This window comes from Desulfonema magnum, assembly GCF_017377395.1.
Lineage (GTDB): Bacteria > Desulfobacterota > Desulfobacteria > Desulfobacterales > 4be13 > Desulfonema_C > Desulfonema_C magnum.
In genome coordinates this window covers 130,300-147,352 of the sequence record NZ_CP061800.1, presented here as the reverse complement: position 1 = coordinate 147,352, position 17,053 = coordinate 130,300, and the positions used below count along the sequence as shown (strand labels likewise).

The following is a 17,053-nucleotide window of genomic DNA, read 5'->3' as shown; positions in this document are numbered from 1 at the left end:
AAACGCTTTCGCTTTCAGCCTCGGAATTGATTCCGAGGCTTTGAAATGGGACTCATCACAAATGAAAAAAGACCTTAATTATTACCTTCATCTACCTTATAAAATCGAAATCGTACCAATTCCGCCGGAAGACGGAGGGGGCTATGAAGCAAGCCTTCCGGAGATCGGCAGATTCGCCATTGTCGGTGACGGAGAGACCCCTGCGGAGGCCATTGCGGATTTGGAGAGAATAAAGGCCGAACAGTTCAGCTATTATCTGGAAAGAGGAACTGACATTCCGGAGCCAAACCCGGAAAAAGAGGAAAAATACGGCGAACGGCTTGTCATCCGCTTCCCCGAAATATTGCACAGACAAATTATCCTGCAATCTAAGAAAAACGGCATAAGTCCGGATGAATTTATTTTGCAATCAGTATCTTCTGTGCTTGGACAAAGATGCGGTCAGGCTTCCTGATCTGCTTCTTTTGGATACATTTTTTCTGGCTGACAAAGCTGAGGGATCAATCCCCCGGCTGATAAGCAAAGAGTGTGCTGTCATAGCCGCCTTCAGGCCGCTTTCGCTTTCAGCCTCGGAATTGATTCCGAGGTTTTTCTACAAGGATTTCCTATAAGAAGGGGGATTTATAAGAAAGGGATTGCAATCCTTGTGGCGAATGATGTGGCGTTCAGACGGACGCTCCCCAAAAACTACTGCCTGACCGCATTAATTATGATGGGTAAAGTCGCTTCAGTTTGACTCGGGCATCTGTGTTCGTGAAACGCCATATGACTTTCGCGGATTTCTCATTCCGCTTTTTTTCCCAGGCGGAGATTTCTCTTTTCAGAGTTTCCGTATCGCCGATGCGCCTGTCAATACATTGGCCTGACAATACTGAAATTTCTATCTCCGCCATATTCAGCCAGCTGGCATGCTTCGGGGTATAATGAAATTCCAGCCGGCGGAGAATTCTCCGGGCTTCTCCGGGTTCGAACCGCTCATAAAGGGAGGAGGGAGCATGAGTATTGAGGTTGTCCATAACTATTCGGATTTTTATCGCATCCGGATAAAGTTCGTCTGTTATGAGTTTCATCATATCGGCGAAATCCATCTTTGTCCGCCGCTGTGTGACTATGACACGCCGCTGTCCGGCTGCCGGTTCGAGAATTATAAAAAGGTTCGCCGTCCCGTTCCGCTCGTACTCGTAATCATAGCGCAGAGGTTTTCCTGCCTCACGGGGCAGAGGAATTCTTGTTTCTCCGATCAGCTGACAAAGCTTCTCGTCAAAACATACGCAGGGGTATGCCGCATCATAAGGTTCCTCATAAAGATCGAGAACATCTTCCATACGGCAGACATATTCCGGTCCCACCTCCGGAATGCACCACTGCTTCTTCTGCCAGGGTTTTATGTCGTTTTTTTTAATGTTCGGAGAACTGTGTCGTCCGAAATCGATCCGACGACGCCGAGTTCGACGATCCGATCCGCCAGAAGCTGCATCGTCCATTTGCTTCGCCCTTCCGGCGGATCGGAACACGCCTCGGCAATCAGAATCGCCTCCTGCCTGCCGTTAAGCAGGGGCTTTTTCCCCGGCCTCCGACGTTCGTTCAGGGCATTTTCAGAGCCGCCTTCCACGAAACGTCTCCGCGTGCGTTCCGCCGTCGAGACTCCGACATGGATATTCTCCGCTATTTCCCTGTCCGTCTTTCCCTCGTCGGCCAGAAGCAATATCTGCGCCCTTTTAAGTTTTCGGGCTCCGGTTTTGCCTTTGTTCGTCAGTTCGGACAGTTCTCCTCTTTCCTCATCGCTCAGATTTATTATATATTTTTTACCCATGGTTTCCTCCTTTTTTGAATTTTTAAAAGGAGATTATCATATGAAAAGCCACCTGTCAAATTCATTGCGGTCAGGCACTACAGGGAAAGCGGATAAGAAAAGGAATGAAAAAACAGAGCCGAGTTCGGATGTTTCACGGCTTGGCGACAGACGGGCGCAGATTATGATCAAATCTTTTAAAGACAAAGAAACCGAAAAAATATTTTGCCTCAGACGTTCACGCAGACTGCCCCCTGAAATTCAGCAGACGGCTTTGCGTAAGCTCCGTATGCTGAACAACGCCCAGAATTTGCAGGACTTGCGTGTTCCGCCTGCGAACCGGCTGGAAAAGCTGACAAAGGATCGGGCGGGGCAGCACAGCATCCGAATTAACGATCAGTGGCGTATCTGCTTTGAATGGCGGAACGGTGATGCTTATGAGGCGGAAATCACAGATTACCATTAGGAGAATCCGAATTATGACACAGGACAAACTGAATCCGGTTCATCCCGGCGAAATTCTGGCTGAGGAATTTTTAAAACCCATGGGGCTGACCCCGGAACAACTGGCATCTGATATCGGCGTAAACATCACTCAGCTTGACAAAATCATAGCGGAAAAAGAGGGAATGAATGCGGACATGGCCCTTCGGCTGGCCCGCTACTTCGGAACATCTCCCCGTTTTTGGACGGGCCTGCAGGCGGATTATGATCTGGATGTGACATCGGAATATCTGGGAAACCGTCTGGAACAGGAAGTGAAACCCCGGGCCGTCGCTGCCGGGTAGCGTCGCCGTGAAAGGTTTCACAATCCGCATTCTGAAACACATTACCGTAGCGGACTTGAAGGATGACCGGGCAAAACGAAGCGGGTGTGAGATGCTTCGCTACAAGGATTTTTTATAAGAAAGGGGAAGATATCATAATCCCTCTGGGACTGACGATAACTGAGGCTGCCGGACACCTGAAAGTAAGTCGGAAAACATTGTCCGCTCTGCTGAACTGCAAGACGTCTCTGACTCCTGAAATGGCAGTCAGAATCGCAAAAGCAACAGGAACAACGCCTGAAAGCTGGTTGTACATGCAGGCAAAATCAGATATATGGAACGCTGAACAAAAAGCTGAGGAAATTGAGGCGTTCAGGGAAATAATTGCGGTCTGACAGCAGACTTCCAGAGAGATTGTTCACGTTTCAATCCGAGACCGACGGAACATTTATTAATCAATTACTTTAAAATCAGATGAGGCAAGCAAGATTTAAACGAAGAGGCTTTTTGGAGATCAGACAATGCAAATCAGGATAAGAAATTTCGGCCCGATAAAATCATTCGACCTTGATCTGAGCAAGAAATTCACGGTGATTTTCGGGAAGAACAACATCGGAAAATCGTACTCGACCTCTGTGACGTATCTGATATTGAAAAATTTGATGAAATTCGGATATGAGAAGCTCGATGCCAATCTCACGGAATTCGGAGAGAGCTTCCGAGAATCTTTTTATGCAACCTATGAAGACATTGGAAACCTGACAAACAGGTTTTCCCAAAAAGGCATGAAACTTGTCTTATGCACAGATGCCCTTGAACTCACCATTGAATCTGACGGAAAGAAGCTTTTGTTTCATAATGTCGCCACAGCAGGAAATAAGCTGACAGGAAGCCCCGATATCAGCCATATTCATTACCTTCCAGCCTCACGTTCAGGTCTGTATCAGGCGTTAAGTGCGTTCTCCCAGATTTTTGCAGAACTCTCAAGAAGCAGGGGATTTCTGAAAAAAAAGGTTGACATACCAAGCATTCCTGAACCGGTCAGTGACTATTTCCTCGGTCTCTCCGCCATCAGGAAACGGGAGACGGAGGATGACAATGAGATATTGCGGCTCGTGAGAGAAATGGAGAAAAATATATTAAAAGGTGAGGTTCACTTCAATGAAGAGACAAAGCAGATGGTTTACACGCCTTGTCACACGGATCTGAGCCTGGACATGTCTCTGACATCATCAATGGTGTCGGAACTCTCCCCGGTGGTTTCCTATCTGAAATATATTGTCGCGTCTGCGGACGGGACATCCATTATCTTTATTGAGGAGCCTGAAGCGCATCTGCATCCCGAAACCCAGGTACGGCTGATGGAAATATTTGCGGAACTGGTCAGAGCAAATGTCAGAATTGTGATGACTTCTCACAGCAGTTATATGTTCAACAAAATGAATAATCTGATACTGGACAAAAAAATTGACCCTGAAACCACAGGCACGGTCGTTTTTAAGCACACGGACGAGGGAAGTGTCGGAACTTATGTTTCCACTGACGAACTCGGGGCTGATGATGAAAATTTTCTTGATGTGGCGGAAAAACTCTTTAACGAGAAGCTTGAACTGGTGGAAAAACTGGATACCGGCGAAAGAGCTGAATAAAGGATTGAGAGATGCTTGACGCTATATTGCAGGACACGGAACTTTTCGCTTTATGCAGAGGAGAATGTTCTGAAAACAATGTCTGCATAGAGTTTGATGAACTTATGGCGGAAGACAAATTCTTGATTCTGAAGACAGATGCCTACTACAGTTCTTCAAGGATGCACAATCCACCGCCGTCTTTGGATTGCCTGATTGTTGTCGAATGTGAGATGAATCCGTGTTATGATTTCTATCTCATTGAGATGAAAGATATCCGGTCTCCGGACGGATTTGAGGTGAAAAATATCAGAAAGAAATTTGCCACGGTTATTGAAGACTTTCTGAAAAACAAATTCGGACATGTGTTTTCAAATCCCGATTATTGCCTTAACACATTCAAGCTTTATTTTGTCTCTGATGCCTGTCGCATGAAGAAAAAATTTCCGGCCATGACTCAGGATGAATACAGAAAAAAGATACTCGGGACAAAATATGAGACGTTTCTTTCCATGAAACCTTTTGAATTCAGAGGTAAAAAGGCAATGATTGATCCGAGATTGCCAAATCCGATGATTGAGGTCTGCTGAACTTCAAAATCAAAGCAAAAGCTGAAACCCGAAGGATTAATCCCCTGGCTGATAGCAAAAGTACGCTAAAGCACACTGTAGCTGCCTTCAGGCTGGCTTCGGCGTGACTTCGGTCGAACGCTTTCGCTTTCAGCCTCGGAATTGATTACAAGGCTTTTCTCGGAAAAAACGCATTTTTCATGAGAATTCTCAAAGGAGTGCGGAAATGGAGCCGCTAGGCGGAATTTTCGCTTTTTGCAGCGGGCTGCGAAAATTCCGCCTAGCGGCTCCATTTCCGCACTCCTTCCCATTCCTTTACGGAACCGGTTGGGATAATGTGTTTTTTCTGAGTCCCTAATACTTTAAAATCAAAGGAAATAAGATGAAACTGGCAAAATTTAGACGAACTTTTTATTGGTTTACGATTTTTACACTGCTCTTCGCATTCAGCGGCATCGTATATGCCCAATGTTTTACTCAGGAACAATTGGATGATGCAGCGGCTATGGAAAGGCGGAAATGGGATATCAAAGAAGACGGCAAGATCGGTCTGGAGGAAGCGGTTCGTGCGTTACGGGTGGTTGCCGGAATTCAGGAAGACATATCTCATCCTGATGCAGATATGGGCGTCATCACCGTATCCGGGACAGGCAAGGATAGTTATGAGGTCTATGATTCAACCGGAACCGGAGAGCCTCTGGGATCGGCCAAAACGAATGAAGATGTTCCGCTTCCTCCGGGTGAATACACCGTATTCTTAAACAAATCCGTGCAGACCGCAGTTGTCCAGGCAGGAAAAAAAGAGATTCTGGAGGCCGGAATTGTGAGTGTTGCCGGGACCGGAGATGATAAATTTTATGTGTATGACGAAACCGGAACCGGAGATTCTTTGGCTTATGCAAAGGTCAATGAAGAAATCGAATTGTTCCCTGACACTTATACATTGTCCTTAAATAAATCCAGACAGAACATCACTGTTGAAACCGGAATAAAAGCAGTGGCAGTGGCCGGGCTTATCAGCGTATCCGGTACAGGACAGGATACGTTTTACATTTACGATGACGATTTGAGCGGAGATTCTCTGGCTTATGCGAAGACCAATCAGGATATAGAATTGCTTCCAGGGAGTTATATTGCATCAGTAAACAACACCAGGGAGACGGCAGAGGTGGAGCCAGGAGAAAAGACGGTTTTGACGGCGGGACTTGTAAGTGTATCCGGGAACGGAAAAGATGATTTTTATGTCTATGACACCGCGGGAAACAAGTTGGATTATGCGGACACGAACAAAGAGGTTGAGGTTTTTTCAGGTGATTATACAGTGGCAGTAAATGAAACTTCTCAGCAGATAGCTGTTGAGAGTGGTGAGAAGACAGTTCTCACAGCAGGGAGCATAAGCGTATCCGGGACAGGCACTGACGATTTTTATGTCTATAACACCGAGGGAAAGCAGTTGGATTATACTAAAACCAACGGAGAGGTTGAGGTGTTTCCCGGCACTTATGTCGTGCGTGTAAATAAGACGAAACAGACAGCAACCGTTCAGGCCGGGGAGAAAAGAACGCTGGCAGCAGGGAGATTAACGGTATTAAGTCCTGGAGAAGCACCATCCTATTTTGGCCCGTCATACTATGTTTATGACTCAGATGGGAATAAACTCGATTCCTCCAGTCTCAACGGAGAAATTGAATTATTCCCAGGTTCTTACAGAGTATTATTGAATGATACGGCACAAAATGCAAGCGTTCAGGCAGGAGAAGAAACAGTCCTGCTTGCGGGGACTCTAAGTGTATCAAGCACGTCAGCCAATACCAGTTTTTATGTTTATAATTCAGATGAAGATGAACTGGGGCATGCCTCTGTTAATAGCCGGTTTTATGTGTTTCCCGGGAATTATATTGTATCGCTGCGTACTGTCCGCCAGAATGCAAGGGTTTATGCCGGGGAAAAGACGGTTTTGGAGGCCGGAACTTTGAGCGTGTCAAGCATCTCAAAAACCGGGAATGCCACATTTTATGTGTATGACTCTGCATGGAATAAGCTGGGCTATGCTTCAACTAACAAGGAAGTTGAAATGTTTCCAGGAACTTATACTTTAAGGTTGAATGATACTGAGAAGGCCGCAATGGTTCAGGCGGGTAAAAATGCTGTGCTGGCATCAGGCACACTGACCGTTTTAAGAACAGGAACCAGCTATTATGATGTTTATGACTCTGATGAGAATAAACTGTATCATACTTCCGGAGAAAAAAATATTGAATTATTTCCGGGAGCCTATAAGGTCATTTTCGGTGACGAGAACCTGTCCGCAGAGGTTCGGGCAGGGCAAAACACAGAGGTTAGTTTCTGAAATAAAACTTGGGAAGTGAAATCCGAGGGATATTCTTGTTTTCGCTACAAGGATTTTCTATAAGAAATTTTCATGAAAAGAAGCCGGTTTTTCACCCCCGGAGATGAAAAAATATCTGCTTAAAAAAACCGGCTTCTCAGTTATATTTTCATGGTAAAAGGACTGATATATAACGGATTCTGGGGAGACATGAAATATGACAGCGGATGAGAGGATGAAACGGATATTCTGTTATAGCCTCCCCTTCGACAAGCTCAGGGGACTGTGAGGATGAGAGGATGAAACGGATATTCTGTTATCCGTTTCATCCTCTCATCCGCTGTCATATTGCCTGAGACCATAAAAAAAGTGTCGGAACCAGTCATGCTGACCGGCCTCTCCCAAATCCGTTATAATCAGGAAAAGGATTATAAGAAGGGGATTTAATCCTCTTCTTATAGGAAATCCTTGTAGTGCCTGACCGCATTAATTATGATGGGTAAAGTCGCTTCAGTTTGACTCGGGCATCTGTGTTCGTGAAACGCCATATGACTTTCGCGGATTTCTCATTCCGCTTTTTTTCCCAGGCGGAGATTTCTCTTTTCAGGGTTTCCGTATCGCCGATGCGCCTGTCAATACATTGGCCTGACAATACTGAAATTTCTATCTCCGCCATATTCAGCCAGCTGGCATGCTTCGGGGTATAATGAAATTCCAGCCGGCGGAGAATTCTCCGGGCTTCTCCGGGTTCGAACCGCTCATAAAGGGAGGAGGGAGTATGAGTATTGAGGTTGTCCATAACTATTCGGATTTTTACCGCATCCGGATAAAGTTCGTCTGTTATGAGTTTCATCATATCGGCGAAATCCATCTTTGTCCGCCGCTGTGTGACTATGACACGCCGCTGTCCGGCTGCCGGTTCGAGAATTATAAAAAGGTTCGCCGTCCCGTTCCGCTCGTACTCGTAATCATAGCGCAGAGGTTTTCCTGCCTCACGGGGCAGAGGAATTCTTGTTTCTCCGATCAGCTGACAAAGCTTCTCGTCAAAACATACGCAGGGGTATGCCGCATCATAAGGTTCCTCATAAAGATCGAGAACATCTTCCATACGGCAGACATATTCCGGTCCCACCTCCGGAATGCACCACTGCTTCTTCTGCCAGGGTTTTATGTCGTTTTTTTTAATGTTCGGAGAACTGTGTCGTCCGAAATCGATCCGACGACGCCGAGTTCGACGATCCGGTCCGCCAGAAGCTGCATCGTCCATTTGCTTCGCCCTTCCGGCGGATCGGAACACGCCTCGGCAATCAGAATCGCCTCCTGCCTGCCGTTAAGCAGGGGCTTTTTCCCCGGCCTCCGACGTTCGTTCAGGGCATTTTCAGAGCCGCCTTCCACGAAACGTCTCCGCGTGCGTTCCGCCGTCGAGACTCCGACATGGATATTCTCCGCTATTTCCCTGTCCGTCTTTCCCTCGTCGGCCAGAAGCAATATCTGCGCCCTTTTAAGTTTTCGGGCTCCGGTTTTGCCTTTGTTCGTCAGTTCGGACAGTTCTCCTCTTTCCTCATCGCTCAGATTTATTATATATTTTTTACCCATGGTTTCCTCCTTTTTTGAATTTTTAAAAGGAGATTATCATATGAAAAGCCACCTGTCAAATTCATTGCGGTCAGGCAGTAGCGAAAGCAGCATTGAGTGAAAGGAATCACAATGAGTCATGACAAAAAATTCATTGAGAAGATAAATAAACTCACAGAAAAAATTGAATCAGAACCGGAAAATGCGAAACATTACCGGAAACGTGCGAATCTTCAGTTTGAAAATGACGAATTTGATATGGCCCTGAATGACTATGACAAGGCAATTGAAATTTATCCCAAGATAACGGACTATTTTGAACGAGGTGTTACGCATTTAAAAATGAAGAACCATGACAAGGCATTTGATGATTTCAGTCAAATTATCAAGTTAAAGCCTGTCTCTTATTTCAAACTTGAAATTCCCTTATCTTATCTGCTTCGGGGATATTGTTATTATAAAATGGGAGATGAGGAGAACTCATTGAGAGATTTATCATCTTTTGAAAATAGCTTGAAAAAAAATCTGCCCTATGGAATATGCGATGCTTTTATAGGAAAAAAATTTTTGAAAAAACTTCAAAAATATAGAAGCATATTAAAAGAAACAGTCACGGATTCCAGTATTCTCTTTATGTTAAAGGTCATGGAACTTTTGTTTGATTTAAGTCATAAGCGAGAAATTTTTGATTTAGCCAGATTTTTAGATCGCTTTAATTTTGAATCGGATACTCCCCCAAATATTCAAGGTCTTATTTCTGAGATATTCCAATATTATCCTGATTTTAATGGAAATGTGTCAGAAGTTTCAAAAAGAGATGGAAAAGAATATTTTTTTATGAATGCAAAACTGGCTATTTTAGAGTACAAGTATTTTAGATTTCAAGAAAGGGGTAAATTTTTTAAGCCAGTTATTTCCATTATTTTTGTCTCTTTTTGTCTTTTGTCTTACTATATCTTCGGACCTTTGATGGGACTAATTCTTTTTATAACATTTATAGTTGCATTGATTTGTTCCCCAATAGCATTTGATTCCCAAATTTCATTATACTTTGATCTCAACAAATTGCTTCAGAAAAAAAAAGAACAGGAGAGAATTCAAGTGGAAATTGAACATGAACGAAAAATAGCCCGGGCAAAAATTCAGGAACGAAACAAAGTCATCGCCGACCTCTCCCATTCCATAAAAAACCTGGTCAAAACCGTGATTGATCCGCTTGAAAATTTAAAGCAGGAGGCAGTTGTCAAACCACAGGTCATTCAAAACGCATTAAAAGGCGCAAATCTGATTCGGGAGATCGTCAATGCCATGAATTTATCCTTCAGGGGTTCAATTGACGATTTTTATTATGATGCGGAACACAGCACCGGAAAAGACAGCCTCAGTTTCCAATCTGTTATTATTGAGTCCCTGAGATACTCTGCCGGAAATATGTTTGACGGCAAATATTTCGGGAAGTTTCAGAAACAATATTTCCCCACAAAAGATATCTTTCTCTCCGCAAAATCAGAATGGGCCAATGTCTCACAGGCAGATGATTCAGATATGTATGTATTCCTGAAAAAATACTTCTTCGAGACCGACATCACCTTCGGAGATGCGGAAACATATGTCATGGGGAATGACAGAGGTTCGGCTGTGAAATTCCTGATTCTGTTTCAGGAGATCATTCTGAACGCTGTCAAATATGTGGCGTTTGTGGAAAAGGAAAAGCGGTTTTTGCACATCCGGTTTACCAGCCACACCAATCAGATTTCCGTCAGCGTAGAAAATCCGTTCAGACCGAATGTCAAAGCCAAAACAACAGGCATCGGCCATGTGATTATTGAAAATTTTGCCAAGCTCCTGAATGCGGATTCGCCCGTTGTAAATAAGGACGGAAATCTCTGGTCTGTTGAAATCAGATTCCCCAATTTCTGGAAAGAAAGGAAAAATCAGTGAAAATCTTATACGTGGAAGATGAGTTGTCCAGGAATATCCCCGGGATTATCCGATTATTTGAAAAATACCTGGGAAAGAAAAAAATCAGACGACTGAAAGAACTGGAAGAAGATGAAAGCGGTTACGGGGCCGAACCTGATGAGATAAAGGGCATTGTGGAGGAAACAAATATTGTGGAAGTTGAATATCGTTTCCCGGCCCGCATTACGCAAAGTGGTCTCTCATCAGGAAAGGTATGCGCTGCTGATCATCGACAGAAATCTGGCTGAATATGATGAATACGATTTTGAAGAAATCGCAGAAATTGATCCCGCGTACAATGACTCCCTGTATGAAAGTTTTTTTGAACGTGAAGGCGATTATCTGCTTCACAAGCTGGTGTATGAATCTAATGTGATGAACAGATTTTACCTTCTGACCGGTAATTCCATCCGCTCCGACCCGGTTCGTGGCTATGACGATATAAGCATGCTCATTGATTTTGGCAAATTCAGCGAAAAAAACTTTTTTGAAAAGGGCAATGAGTCTGAGTTACAGAAAATCATTGAAAATGTTCCGATTTTGAATCTGCAAAAAGAAAATGAGTATTATTTGAACATTCTGCAAAAAAATATTGGCAACAGATCATCGGATAATTTTCTGAAAATACTTCAAGAAGAAGATGACAAGCGAAGAATCGGCGATAATCTCAAAGAGATGAGAATCATTTATGAGCAGATACTGAGGGAATGTTCGGAACGGATTCCCGATATGAAGGAAAATTGCAGCAATGATTACGGCAAAATCATTATGGGAAGCCAGACAGCAAACTGGTTATCAAACAACAGACATATCAACAGCGTTATCCGAAATTTTTTTTTCAGCATCAAAACCATTGCCAGCGATTTTGGAAACCATGATAATAAGCGAGAAAGTTCGGTGTATGAACCGACAACCGATACTGTCAAAGCGCTTGTTTACAGCCTGAAAGACATTATTTCATGGTTCGGTAAAATTTGCAGCCAAAACTCAAAAACTGAATAGAAAAGCCGGGGATTAATCTCCCCGGTGAAAGTCAAAGTACGCTAAAGCCCACTGTGATAGCTGCCTTTAGGCTGCTTGCGCTTTCAGTCCCGGAATTGATTCCGGAGCTTTTCTATACCTGTCCCCTGTTATTTCATTTTACCCTGTCCTCTCCTTTATTTTTGAACCACAGATTATCGTAAATAAAACATTAACGCTTTCCCCCTGTGTCCGGGGAAGAAACCCGGCTTTTTTACCGGAATGATCCGCCCGCGGTGAAGGAAAAAGCCGGGTTTCTCAAATATCTGTAAAAAAGTTTTTTTTCAACTACATCACTCGTTTTCCTCCTATGTGTTTTCACAGTAAAGGATTACTTCACTACCGTACACTTTTTATAATAATCTGATTTTATTTTATAAATTGTATGTGACACAGGTTCCGTTTATGATTGATGACTAGAGAGTCGGATTGAACATTTGAAAGGCAACCGGAACAGGTATGTCGTAATTTAAAAAATATTCCAACAGGCTCAGACCTAATTGAAAGAGACTCAGATCACATCGGTCGGCACGGTGAATAATTCTGTCCCAGCCCTGTTCCGTTGCCAGTGTTCCCAGGAACACAATCCAGATGTAGGCAAGACACGCTCCGATCATAAGGCGGCGCAACCGGTCAGGGTCGGAAATATGACTTTTATGAATATTAAACCCCCGGCTTTTCTGGTCGGAAAAAAATGTTTCGATACGAAACCGTTTGGAATAATATTGGCAGGCTTCCCAGGGCGATCTCATATTCGTAACCAGATATATCGGTTCCTTATTTCCTTTCGCCCACCAGACGACAACCGTCACCGGTCCGTATTTTTTATTTGTGAACAAAACATTGCGTATGTACCGATAGCTGTCCGGAACCGTGAACACACCGAGAACATTAAGACGATGCTCCTCTCCGTCCCAAAAAATTTTGGTATTATATGCCGTTCGGCACACATACAGCCATCCCCGTTCGGCCAGATTTTTTTGCAAACCGACACCGTCGAACTCTCCGTCACCAAGAAAAATAACCTTCTGCGCGGATTCCGGTATCACGTTGGCAACCTCCCCGACCAGTCCGACATGGCTTTCTTCCGGGAAATGACCTTTCTTACCTCTGACCACCGTGTAAGCAAGGGGCAGGGCACGTTTTTTATAAATCACACTGATCATCAGGGTTACGCATCCCCGGCCGACCGTGCTTCCGTCCATTGCCAGCACAATTTCGGAAAGTCCCAGACTGATCAGCAGCGCCTGTGCGAACGGCAGAAAAAATGTTTCAGATTCAATGCTGTCATTGGAAATCCAACGTTTTATACGCTTTTCCACACTCGCCGGCGCGGCGTTCTCATCCGGAACTTTGCCTGCAATTTTCGGAAGCTGGCAGCTCCCGCTCCCCGTGATGCCGCTGATTATCGCGGCCAGCGTGTTCAGGCGCCGGGCCTCGTTTCCCTTCGGCTGTTTCGGATACATATTGTCCAAAGCCTTTCTGATCTCACGATATCTGTTCACATTGTCGCTCATGACAGCCTCCCTGTTATCTGTTATTTTCTGAAAGCTGTCATACCATTATTATATTTTTCTGTTAAGATTTTTTTGTGTCATAATCTCAGATGAGTAATATTTACTCAGAAAAAACAGCCGATGGTGAATCTTAAAAAAATTTAAAAAACAAACAGTTATTTAAATTTCAAACCAACTATGGTCGTCTTTATATAATAATTAAAAATAGTTAAAAAAAGTGTACGGTAGTGAAAAGGATTACACAGATTTTTTTAATCCGCGAACTTTATAATATCTGTGTGAATCCCTGGTTCAAAGGGGCTTCAAAGCTCATTCACAATGCCTATCCCTTTTTTATCATTGATTTTAAAAGTCATATCTGATAATGACATCTATATTAAATAATTAGAAATTAATAAGATAAGCTTGAACAAAGCCCGTCAGAATCAGGTGTTTTTACACCGAGTCATAGCGCACAATATTTCAATGAATTTCTGACAAATAAACACTCAGGAAAAAGCCGGGTTTTTCGCCCCCGGTCATAAAAATATTTTCAGATAAAAAACCCGGGTTTTCAAAATGTACTTTCACGGTAAAAATTATTTCAATGTTAGTGCCTGACAACTGCTATCATTGCTCAGATATTGTCACAAGTATTGTTAAAAATTCAGTCTTTTATAGTCTGAAATAATTTTTTCATAGTCGTTTCTATAAAATTTGGAGGATTAATTTATGAGAATTGTCACACGAGCCGATTTTGACAGTATTGTATGTGCGGTGCTGCTTTATGAGGCATTGGATATCAATAAACCTGTGAAATGGGTGGAGCCAAGTGAAATACAGAAAGGTCTGGCAGATGTTGAGGAGGGGGATATCCTCGCCAACTTGCCATATGACAAAAATTGTAGCATGTGGTTTGATCATCATTATACAAACCGAATTGACACCCCTTTTGAAGGGGCTTTTGAGATTGCGCCTTCGGCCGCAGGGGTTATTTTTAAATATTACAAAGACAGATTCACACGGGATTACAGCGAACTGGTCAGAGAAACAGATAAAATTGATTCCGCGGACCTGTCTTTGGATGAAGTGCTTCATCCTGAAAGTTATCCTTCTCTCCTGATTTCCATGACCATTTCAAATCGCGATAAATCTGATGAGGCGTATTGGAATAAGCTCATTGATTTGCTGAGAAAATTTGATATCCCCGAGGTATTTCATGACCCGGAGGTAAAAAAGCGATGCAAAAAGGTCATTGAACAGAACAAGGCATATGAAACGCTTTTAAAAGAACATACCCATGTAGAAAAGCACGTCTCAGTGACAGATTTCCGATCTTTGGATGAAGCGCCTGTGGGAAATCGTTTCCTGGTCTATTCCTTGTTTCCGGAGACCATCGTCAACATGAAAATCCGTTATGATAATGAAGATCGTGAAAAAGTCATCATTGGTGTCGGCCACAGCATTTTTAACCCGAATTGCAAGGTAAATGTGGGGCTTATGCTTTCAAATTTTGAAGGCGGCGGACATCGCGGGGCTGGTGCATGTAATTTCCATAAAAGTAAAACAGATAAAAATATCAGGGAACTTCTTGATATTTTGTTGGAAAATAAAGCAAATGAAGAATAAATATTAAGGGCTGACAAGAAGCAGCTCGCGTGCACATATCATAAAAGCACTCGTTCCCAGGCTCCGCCTGGGAACGCATATCCCAAAATCGCTCGTTCCCAGGCTCCGCCTAGGAACGCATACCCCAAAATCGCTCGTTCCCAGGCTCCGCCTGGGAACGCATACCCCAAAATCGCTCGTTCCCAGGCTCCGCCTGGGAACGCATACCCCAAAATCGCTCGTTCCCAGGCTCCGCCTGGGAACGCATACCCCAAGGCTCTGCCTTGCGTGGCATCTCATATGAATCATCGGCCGGACGATGACATACGAGGCGAAGCCTCTGAGAATGCGTTCCATTTTCTGTGCAGGCGATGTGGGACAGTATCAGTTTACACACGCGGCCGCTACGCGTCGGTTAATGCAATGCCCTGTTCGGGAGTTTCGCTCGTTCCCAGGCTCCGCCTGGGAACGCATACCCCAAGGCTCTGCCTTGCGTGGCATCTCATATGAATCATCGGCCGGACGATGACATACGAGGCGAAGCCTCTGAGAATGCGTTCCATTTTCTGTGCAGGCGATGTGGGACAGTATCAGTTTACACACGCGGCCGCTACGCGTCGGTTAATGCAATGCCTGTTCGGGAGTTTTAAATCATTTCAGGCGGATTACAGACTCATTCCCTGGGCCACCTATACGGACCCCGAAGTTGCCAGGGGGGGGCTGAATGAATCCGATGCAAAAGAAGGCAGCATTCCTTTCACATCTATCCGACATTGGCAGAGGCGAACAAGTATGCCGCAGGGGAATGGAAAAAAGCCCATGCTCCGGAGAATATCCTGCAATGGGTGGAAAAGTTTCATGCCTGGATGCGGGGTTAGGGGGATGGCGTAATTGTTTTCGCCTTTTTCGGATTCATCGGGAAATTAAATCCATCTGTTTGAAATCATACACGGCACTTTTTGTCCCTTTTTATTTTTCATCTAATTTCATCTCCTATCGGAATTTCCTCTGTTCTGGCCCCGCAATACGGGCACCGAGGATCAGCACAAGGACAGTTGTTTTCGTTTATAAAATCAAGCTGGGTGCTGATTCCAACCCAGCCGCAGGCTGTACACTCAACAGCAGTTATGTGTTCTTTTTTGTGTTCTGAACTCATGGTTTCCTCCTTTTTTCTTCCTCAGCAAGTCGTTTTCATACTTTCAGGACTCACTTACCATCTTTTAAGAGAGCAAGTCCCCCCATGCTGACCGGACTTGAAAATTGTTAAGCGAACTTCTTGCAAAGGTTTAAATGCAGCTCTGTCCGAATGCAATTTCCGCAATCTTCCGGGTCAGAAAATCATTCAGGCTGATACCCTCTCTGACAGCTTCCATGTCAAGCGCACGATGCAGATTCCGATCAATTTTCATGTCAAAATGCCCGTCATATCCTTCAATGTCAGGCAGCCGGGGAAGCGGTTCATTATGTTTCCGGCAGCTTTCTCTGACACCCTCCCATGCGGTCTCAAGCTCCTTCAGCGCACCTTCGGGCGTGTCTGAAAAAGCCGAAATGTTCGGCAGTTCAATAAAATGCGCCAGCCAGTCACCGTCTTCGTCTTTATAAACTCTGATGCTGAACCCGTCAAATTTGTCCATTTTTCCTCTCCTTCCCATGTTGTTTCAGAAACTGTCTCACCTGATAGCCTTTTGCCTTTCCGCCGGAACTGCACTGAACAGGAAGGCGTGTCCCTCCGGGTGAGCGCCATATCCGGTGGCTTCCTTTCTGATGGTCAAACGTCCATCCGTTGTGAGAAAGCAGCCTTTCAAACTCACTGAAAGACAGACCAGAAGGATTGTTCCGGGCTTTTGACAACAGCTTTTCCGACTTGGTCATAATTTGTTATCACCGTTTTTATAGTCACTGAGCTTCATCTTTTACCTGCCGCCTATGCTGCATGTTTTAATATCGCTTTACACTTCGGACAATCTTTTTCTGGTAGTCCTGCAAAGGTAGTGATAAATCCCGTTCAGTCCCCCGATTATCAGGACACTGAATCTCATTCATCACTGCTTGTGCAGGACTACCAATTTTTTTATGGAAAACTGCTTTCTGAAGACTGTAATTATATCCAATTTACCCCTCCGGCGTTCCGATTTCAAGCCATTTTTTCACCCTGCCCGTCAGAATCGAGCGCAGAGAATCTTGGAAAAGAAAAGCAGAATGTCCCAAGATTTTTATTGACAATATTCCATTTATGGAATATTTTTTCTTTGAAAAAGTACACAAAGGAGGTAGATTTAAAAAAATAACTTAGCACATTAAATTTGT

Annotated in this window: 19 protein-coding genes; 12 read left to right on the top strand and 7 right to left on the bottom strand. The window is 44.2% G+C overall.

The window, feature by feature from the left end; translation table 11 throughout:
* Nucleotides 1-61 precede the first annotated feature (61 nt).
* Nucleotides 62-454 carry a toxin-antitoxin system HicB family antitoxin gene (locus dnm_RS00630; RefSeq protein ID WP_207680791.1) on the top strand — a complete coding sequence of 131 codons (393 nt, stop codon included), beginning with the start codon at nt 62-64 and terminating at the stop codon, nt 452-454.
* Between the two features lie 253 nt (nt 455-707).
* On the opposite strand, the gene dnm_RS00625 is transcribed toward dnm_RS00630, so the two are convergent.
* Nucleotides 708-1,813, bottom strand: a protein-coding gene (locus tag dnm_RS00625) for an IS630 family transposase (RefSeq protein ID WP_207680790.1) whose coding sequence is annotated in 2 segments (ribosomal slippage) — nt 708-1,393 and nt 1,393-1,813 — 1,107 coding nt in all. Because the reading frame shifts where the segments join, the coding sequence is not laid out codon by codon here.
* 40 nt (nt 1,814-1,853) lie between these two features.
* On the opposite strand from dnm_RS00625, the gene dnm_RS00620 reads away from it, so the two are divergent.
* From dnm_RS00620 to dnm_RS00595, 6 genes are all read left to right on the top strand, one after another.
* Complete coding sequence (locus tag dnm_RS00620; RefSeq protein WP_337833595.1) at nt 1,854-2,258, top strand: type II toxin-antitoxin system RelE/ParE family toxin; 405 nt, start codon at nt 1,854-1,856, stop codon at nt 2,256-2,258.
* A 13-nt stretch (nt 2,259-2,271) separates the two neighbouring features.
* Nucleotides 2,272-2,580, top strand: a complete 309-nt coding sequence (locus dnm_RS00615; protein WP_207680789.1) for a HigA family addiction module antitoxin — start codon at nt 2,272-2,274, stop codon at nt 2,578-2,580.
* A gap of 62 nt (nt 2,581-2,642) precedes the next feature.
* A complete protein-coding gene (locus dnm_RS00610) occupies nt 2,643-2,954 on the top strand; it encodes a HigA family addiction module antitoxin (protein WP_207680788.1) in 312 nt (103 codons plus the stop codon).
* Between the two features lie 126 nt (nt 2,955-3,080).
* Nucleotides 3,081-4,208 carry an AAA family ATPase gene (locus dnm_RS00605; protein WP_207680787.1) on the top strand — a complete coding sequence of 376 codons (1,128 nt, stop codon included), beginning with the start codon at nt 3,081-3,083 and terminating at the stop codon, nt 4,206-4,208.
* A gap of 11 nt (nt 4,209-4,219) precedes the next feature.
* Entirely contained in the window at nt 4,220-4,777 is a 558-nt protein-coding gene (locus dnm_RS00600) for a hypothetical protein (protein ID WP_207680786.1), read from the top strand.
* 361 nt (nt 4,778-5,138) lie between these two features.
* Complete coding sequence (locus dnm_RS00595; protein ID WP_207680785.1) at nt 5,139-7,106, top strand: hypothetical protein; 1,968 nt, start codon at nt 5,139-5,141, stop codon at nt 7,104-7,106.
* Nucleotides 7,107-7,575: 469 nt separating this feature from the next.
* On the opposite strand, the gene dnm_RS00590 is transcribed toward dnm_RS00595, so the two are convergent.
* Nucleotides 7,576-8,681, bottom strand: a protein-coding gene (locus tag dnm_RS00590; RefSeq protein WP_435051585.1) for an IS630 family transposase whose coding sequence is annotated in 2 segments (ribosomal slippage) — nt 7,576-8,270 and nt 8,270-8,681 — 1,107 coding nt in all. Because the reading frame shifts where the segments join, the coding sequence is not laid out codon by codon here.
* 111 nt (nt 8,682-8,792) lie between these two features.
* On the opposite strand from dnm_RS00590, the gene dnm_RS00585 reads away from it, so the two are divergent.
* The 3 genes from dnm_RS00585 to dnm_RS00575 are packed head-to-tail and all read left to right on the top strand — an operon-like array spanning nt 8,793 to nt 11,624.
* Nucleotides 8,793-10,601 (top strand): tetratricopeptide repeat protein, encoded by a 1,809-nt coding sequence (locus dnm_RS00585; RefSeq protein ID WP_207680783.1) that lies wholly within the window; start codon nt 8,793-8,795, stop codon nt 10,599-10,601.
* Nucleotides 10,598-10,870 (top strand): hypothetical protein, encoded by a 273-nt coding sequence (locus dnm_RS00580; protein WP_207680782.1) that lies wholly within the window; start codon nt 10,598-10,600, stop codon nt 10,868-10,870. The genes dnm_RS00585 and dnm_RS00580 overlap by 4 nt, the downstream gene beginning before the upstream one ends.
* Nucleotides 10,773-11,624 carry a hypothetical protein gene (locus dnm_RS00575; RefSeq protein ID WP_207680781.1) on the top strand — a complete coding sequence of 284 codons (852 nt, stop codon included), beginning with the start codon at nt 10,773-10,775 and terminating at the stop codon, nt 11,622-11,624. The genes dnm_RS00580 and dnm_RS00575 overlap by 98 nt, the downstream gene beginning before the upstream one ends.
* Nucleotides 11,625-12,058: 434 nt before the next feature.
* On the opposite strand, the gene dnm_RS00570 is transcribed toward dnm_RS00575, so the two are convergent.
* Complete coding sequence (locus dnm_RS00570; RefSeq protein WP_207677902.1) at nt 12,059-13,159, bottom strand: transposase; 1,101 nt, start codon at nt 13,157-13,159, stop codon at nt 12,059-12,061.
* Between the two features lie 711 nt (nt 13,160-13,870).
* On the opposite strand from dnm_RS00570, the gene dnm_RS00565 reads away from it, so the two are divergent.
* Nucleotides 13,871-14,767: an exopolyphosphatase gene (locus dnm_RS00565; RefSeq protein ID WP_207680780.1), complete on the top strand. Its 897-nt coding sequence runs from the start codon at nt 13,871-13,873 to the stop codon at nt 14,765-14,767.
* A 38-nt stretch (nt 14,768-14,805) separates the two neighbouring features.
* Here the strand turns inward: dnm_RS00565 and dnm_RS00560 are convergent, their stop codons facing one another.
* Nucleotides 14,806-15,021: a hypothetical protein gene (locus tag dnm_RS00560; RefSeq protein WP_207680779.1), complete on the bottom strand. Its 216-nt coding sequence runs from the start codon at nt 15,019-15,021 to the stop codon at nt 14,806-14,808.
* A 277-nt stretch (nt 15,022-15,298) separates the two neighbouring features.
* On the opposite strand from dnm_RS00560, the gene dnm_RS00555 reads away from it, so the two are divergent.
* Complete coding sequence (locus tag dnm_RS00555; RefSeq protein ID WP_207680778.1) at nt 15,299-15,637, top strand: hypothetical protein; 339 nt, start codon at nt 15,299-15,301, stop codon at nt 15,635-15,637.
* 85 nt (nt 15,638-15,722) lie between these two features.
* On the opposite strand, the gene dnm_RS00550 is transcribed toward dnm_RS00555, so the two are convergent.
* The 3 genes from dnm_RS00550 to dnm_RS00540 all read right to left on the bottom strand — a co-directional run bounded on the left by dnm_RS00550 (nt 15,723) and on the right by dnm_RS00540 (nt 16,618).
* Nucleotides 15,723-15,902, bottom strand: a complete 180-nt coding sequence (locus dnm_RS00550; protein WP_207680777.1) for a hypothetical protein — start codon at nt 15,900-15,902, stop codon at nt 15,723-15,725.
* A 130-nt stretch (nt 15,903-16,032) separates the two neighbouring features.
* The gene (locus tag dnm_RS00545) at nt 16,033-16,380 is read right to left on the bottom strand and encodes a type II toxin-antitoxin system HicB family antitoxin (RefSeq protein WP_207680776.1); all 348 of its coding nucleotides are present in this window, start codon (nt 16,378-16,380) and stop codon (nt 16,033-16,035) included.
* Nucleotides 16,367-16,618: a type II toxin-antitoxin system HicA family toxin gene (locus dnm_RS00540; protein WP_207680774.1), complete on the bottom strand. Its 252-nt coding sequence runs from the start codon at nt 16,616-16,618 to the stop codon at nt 16,367-16,369. Before dnm_RS00540 ends, dnm_RS00545 begins: the two co-directional genes overlap by 14 nt.
* Between the last annotated feature and the right edge of the window lie 435 nt (nt 16,619-17,053).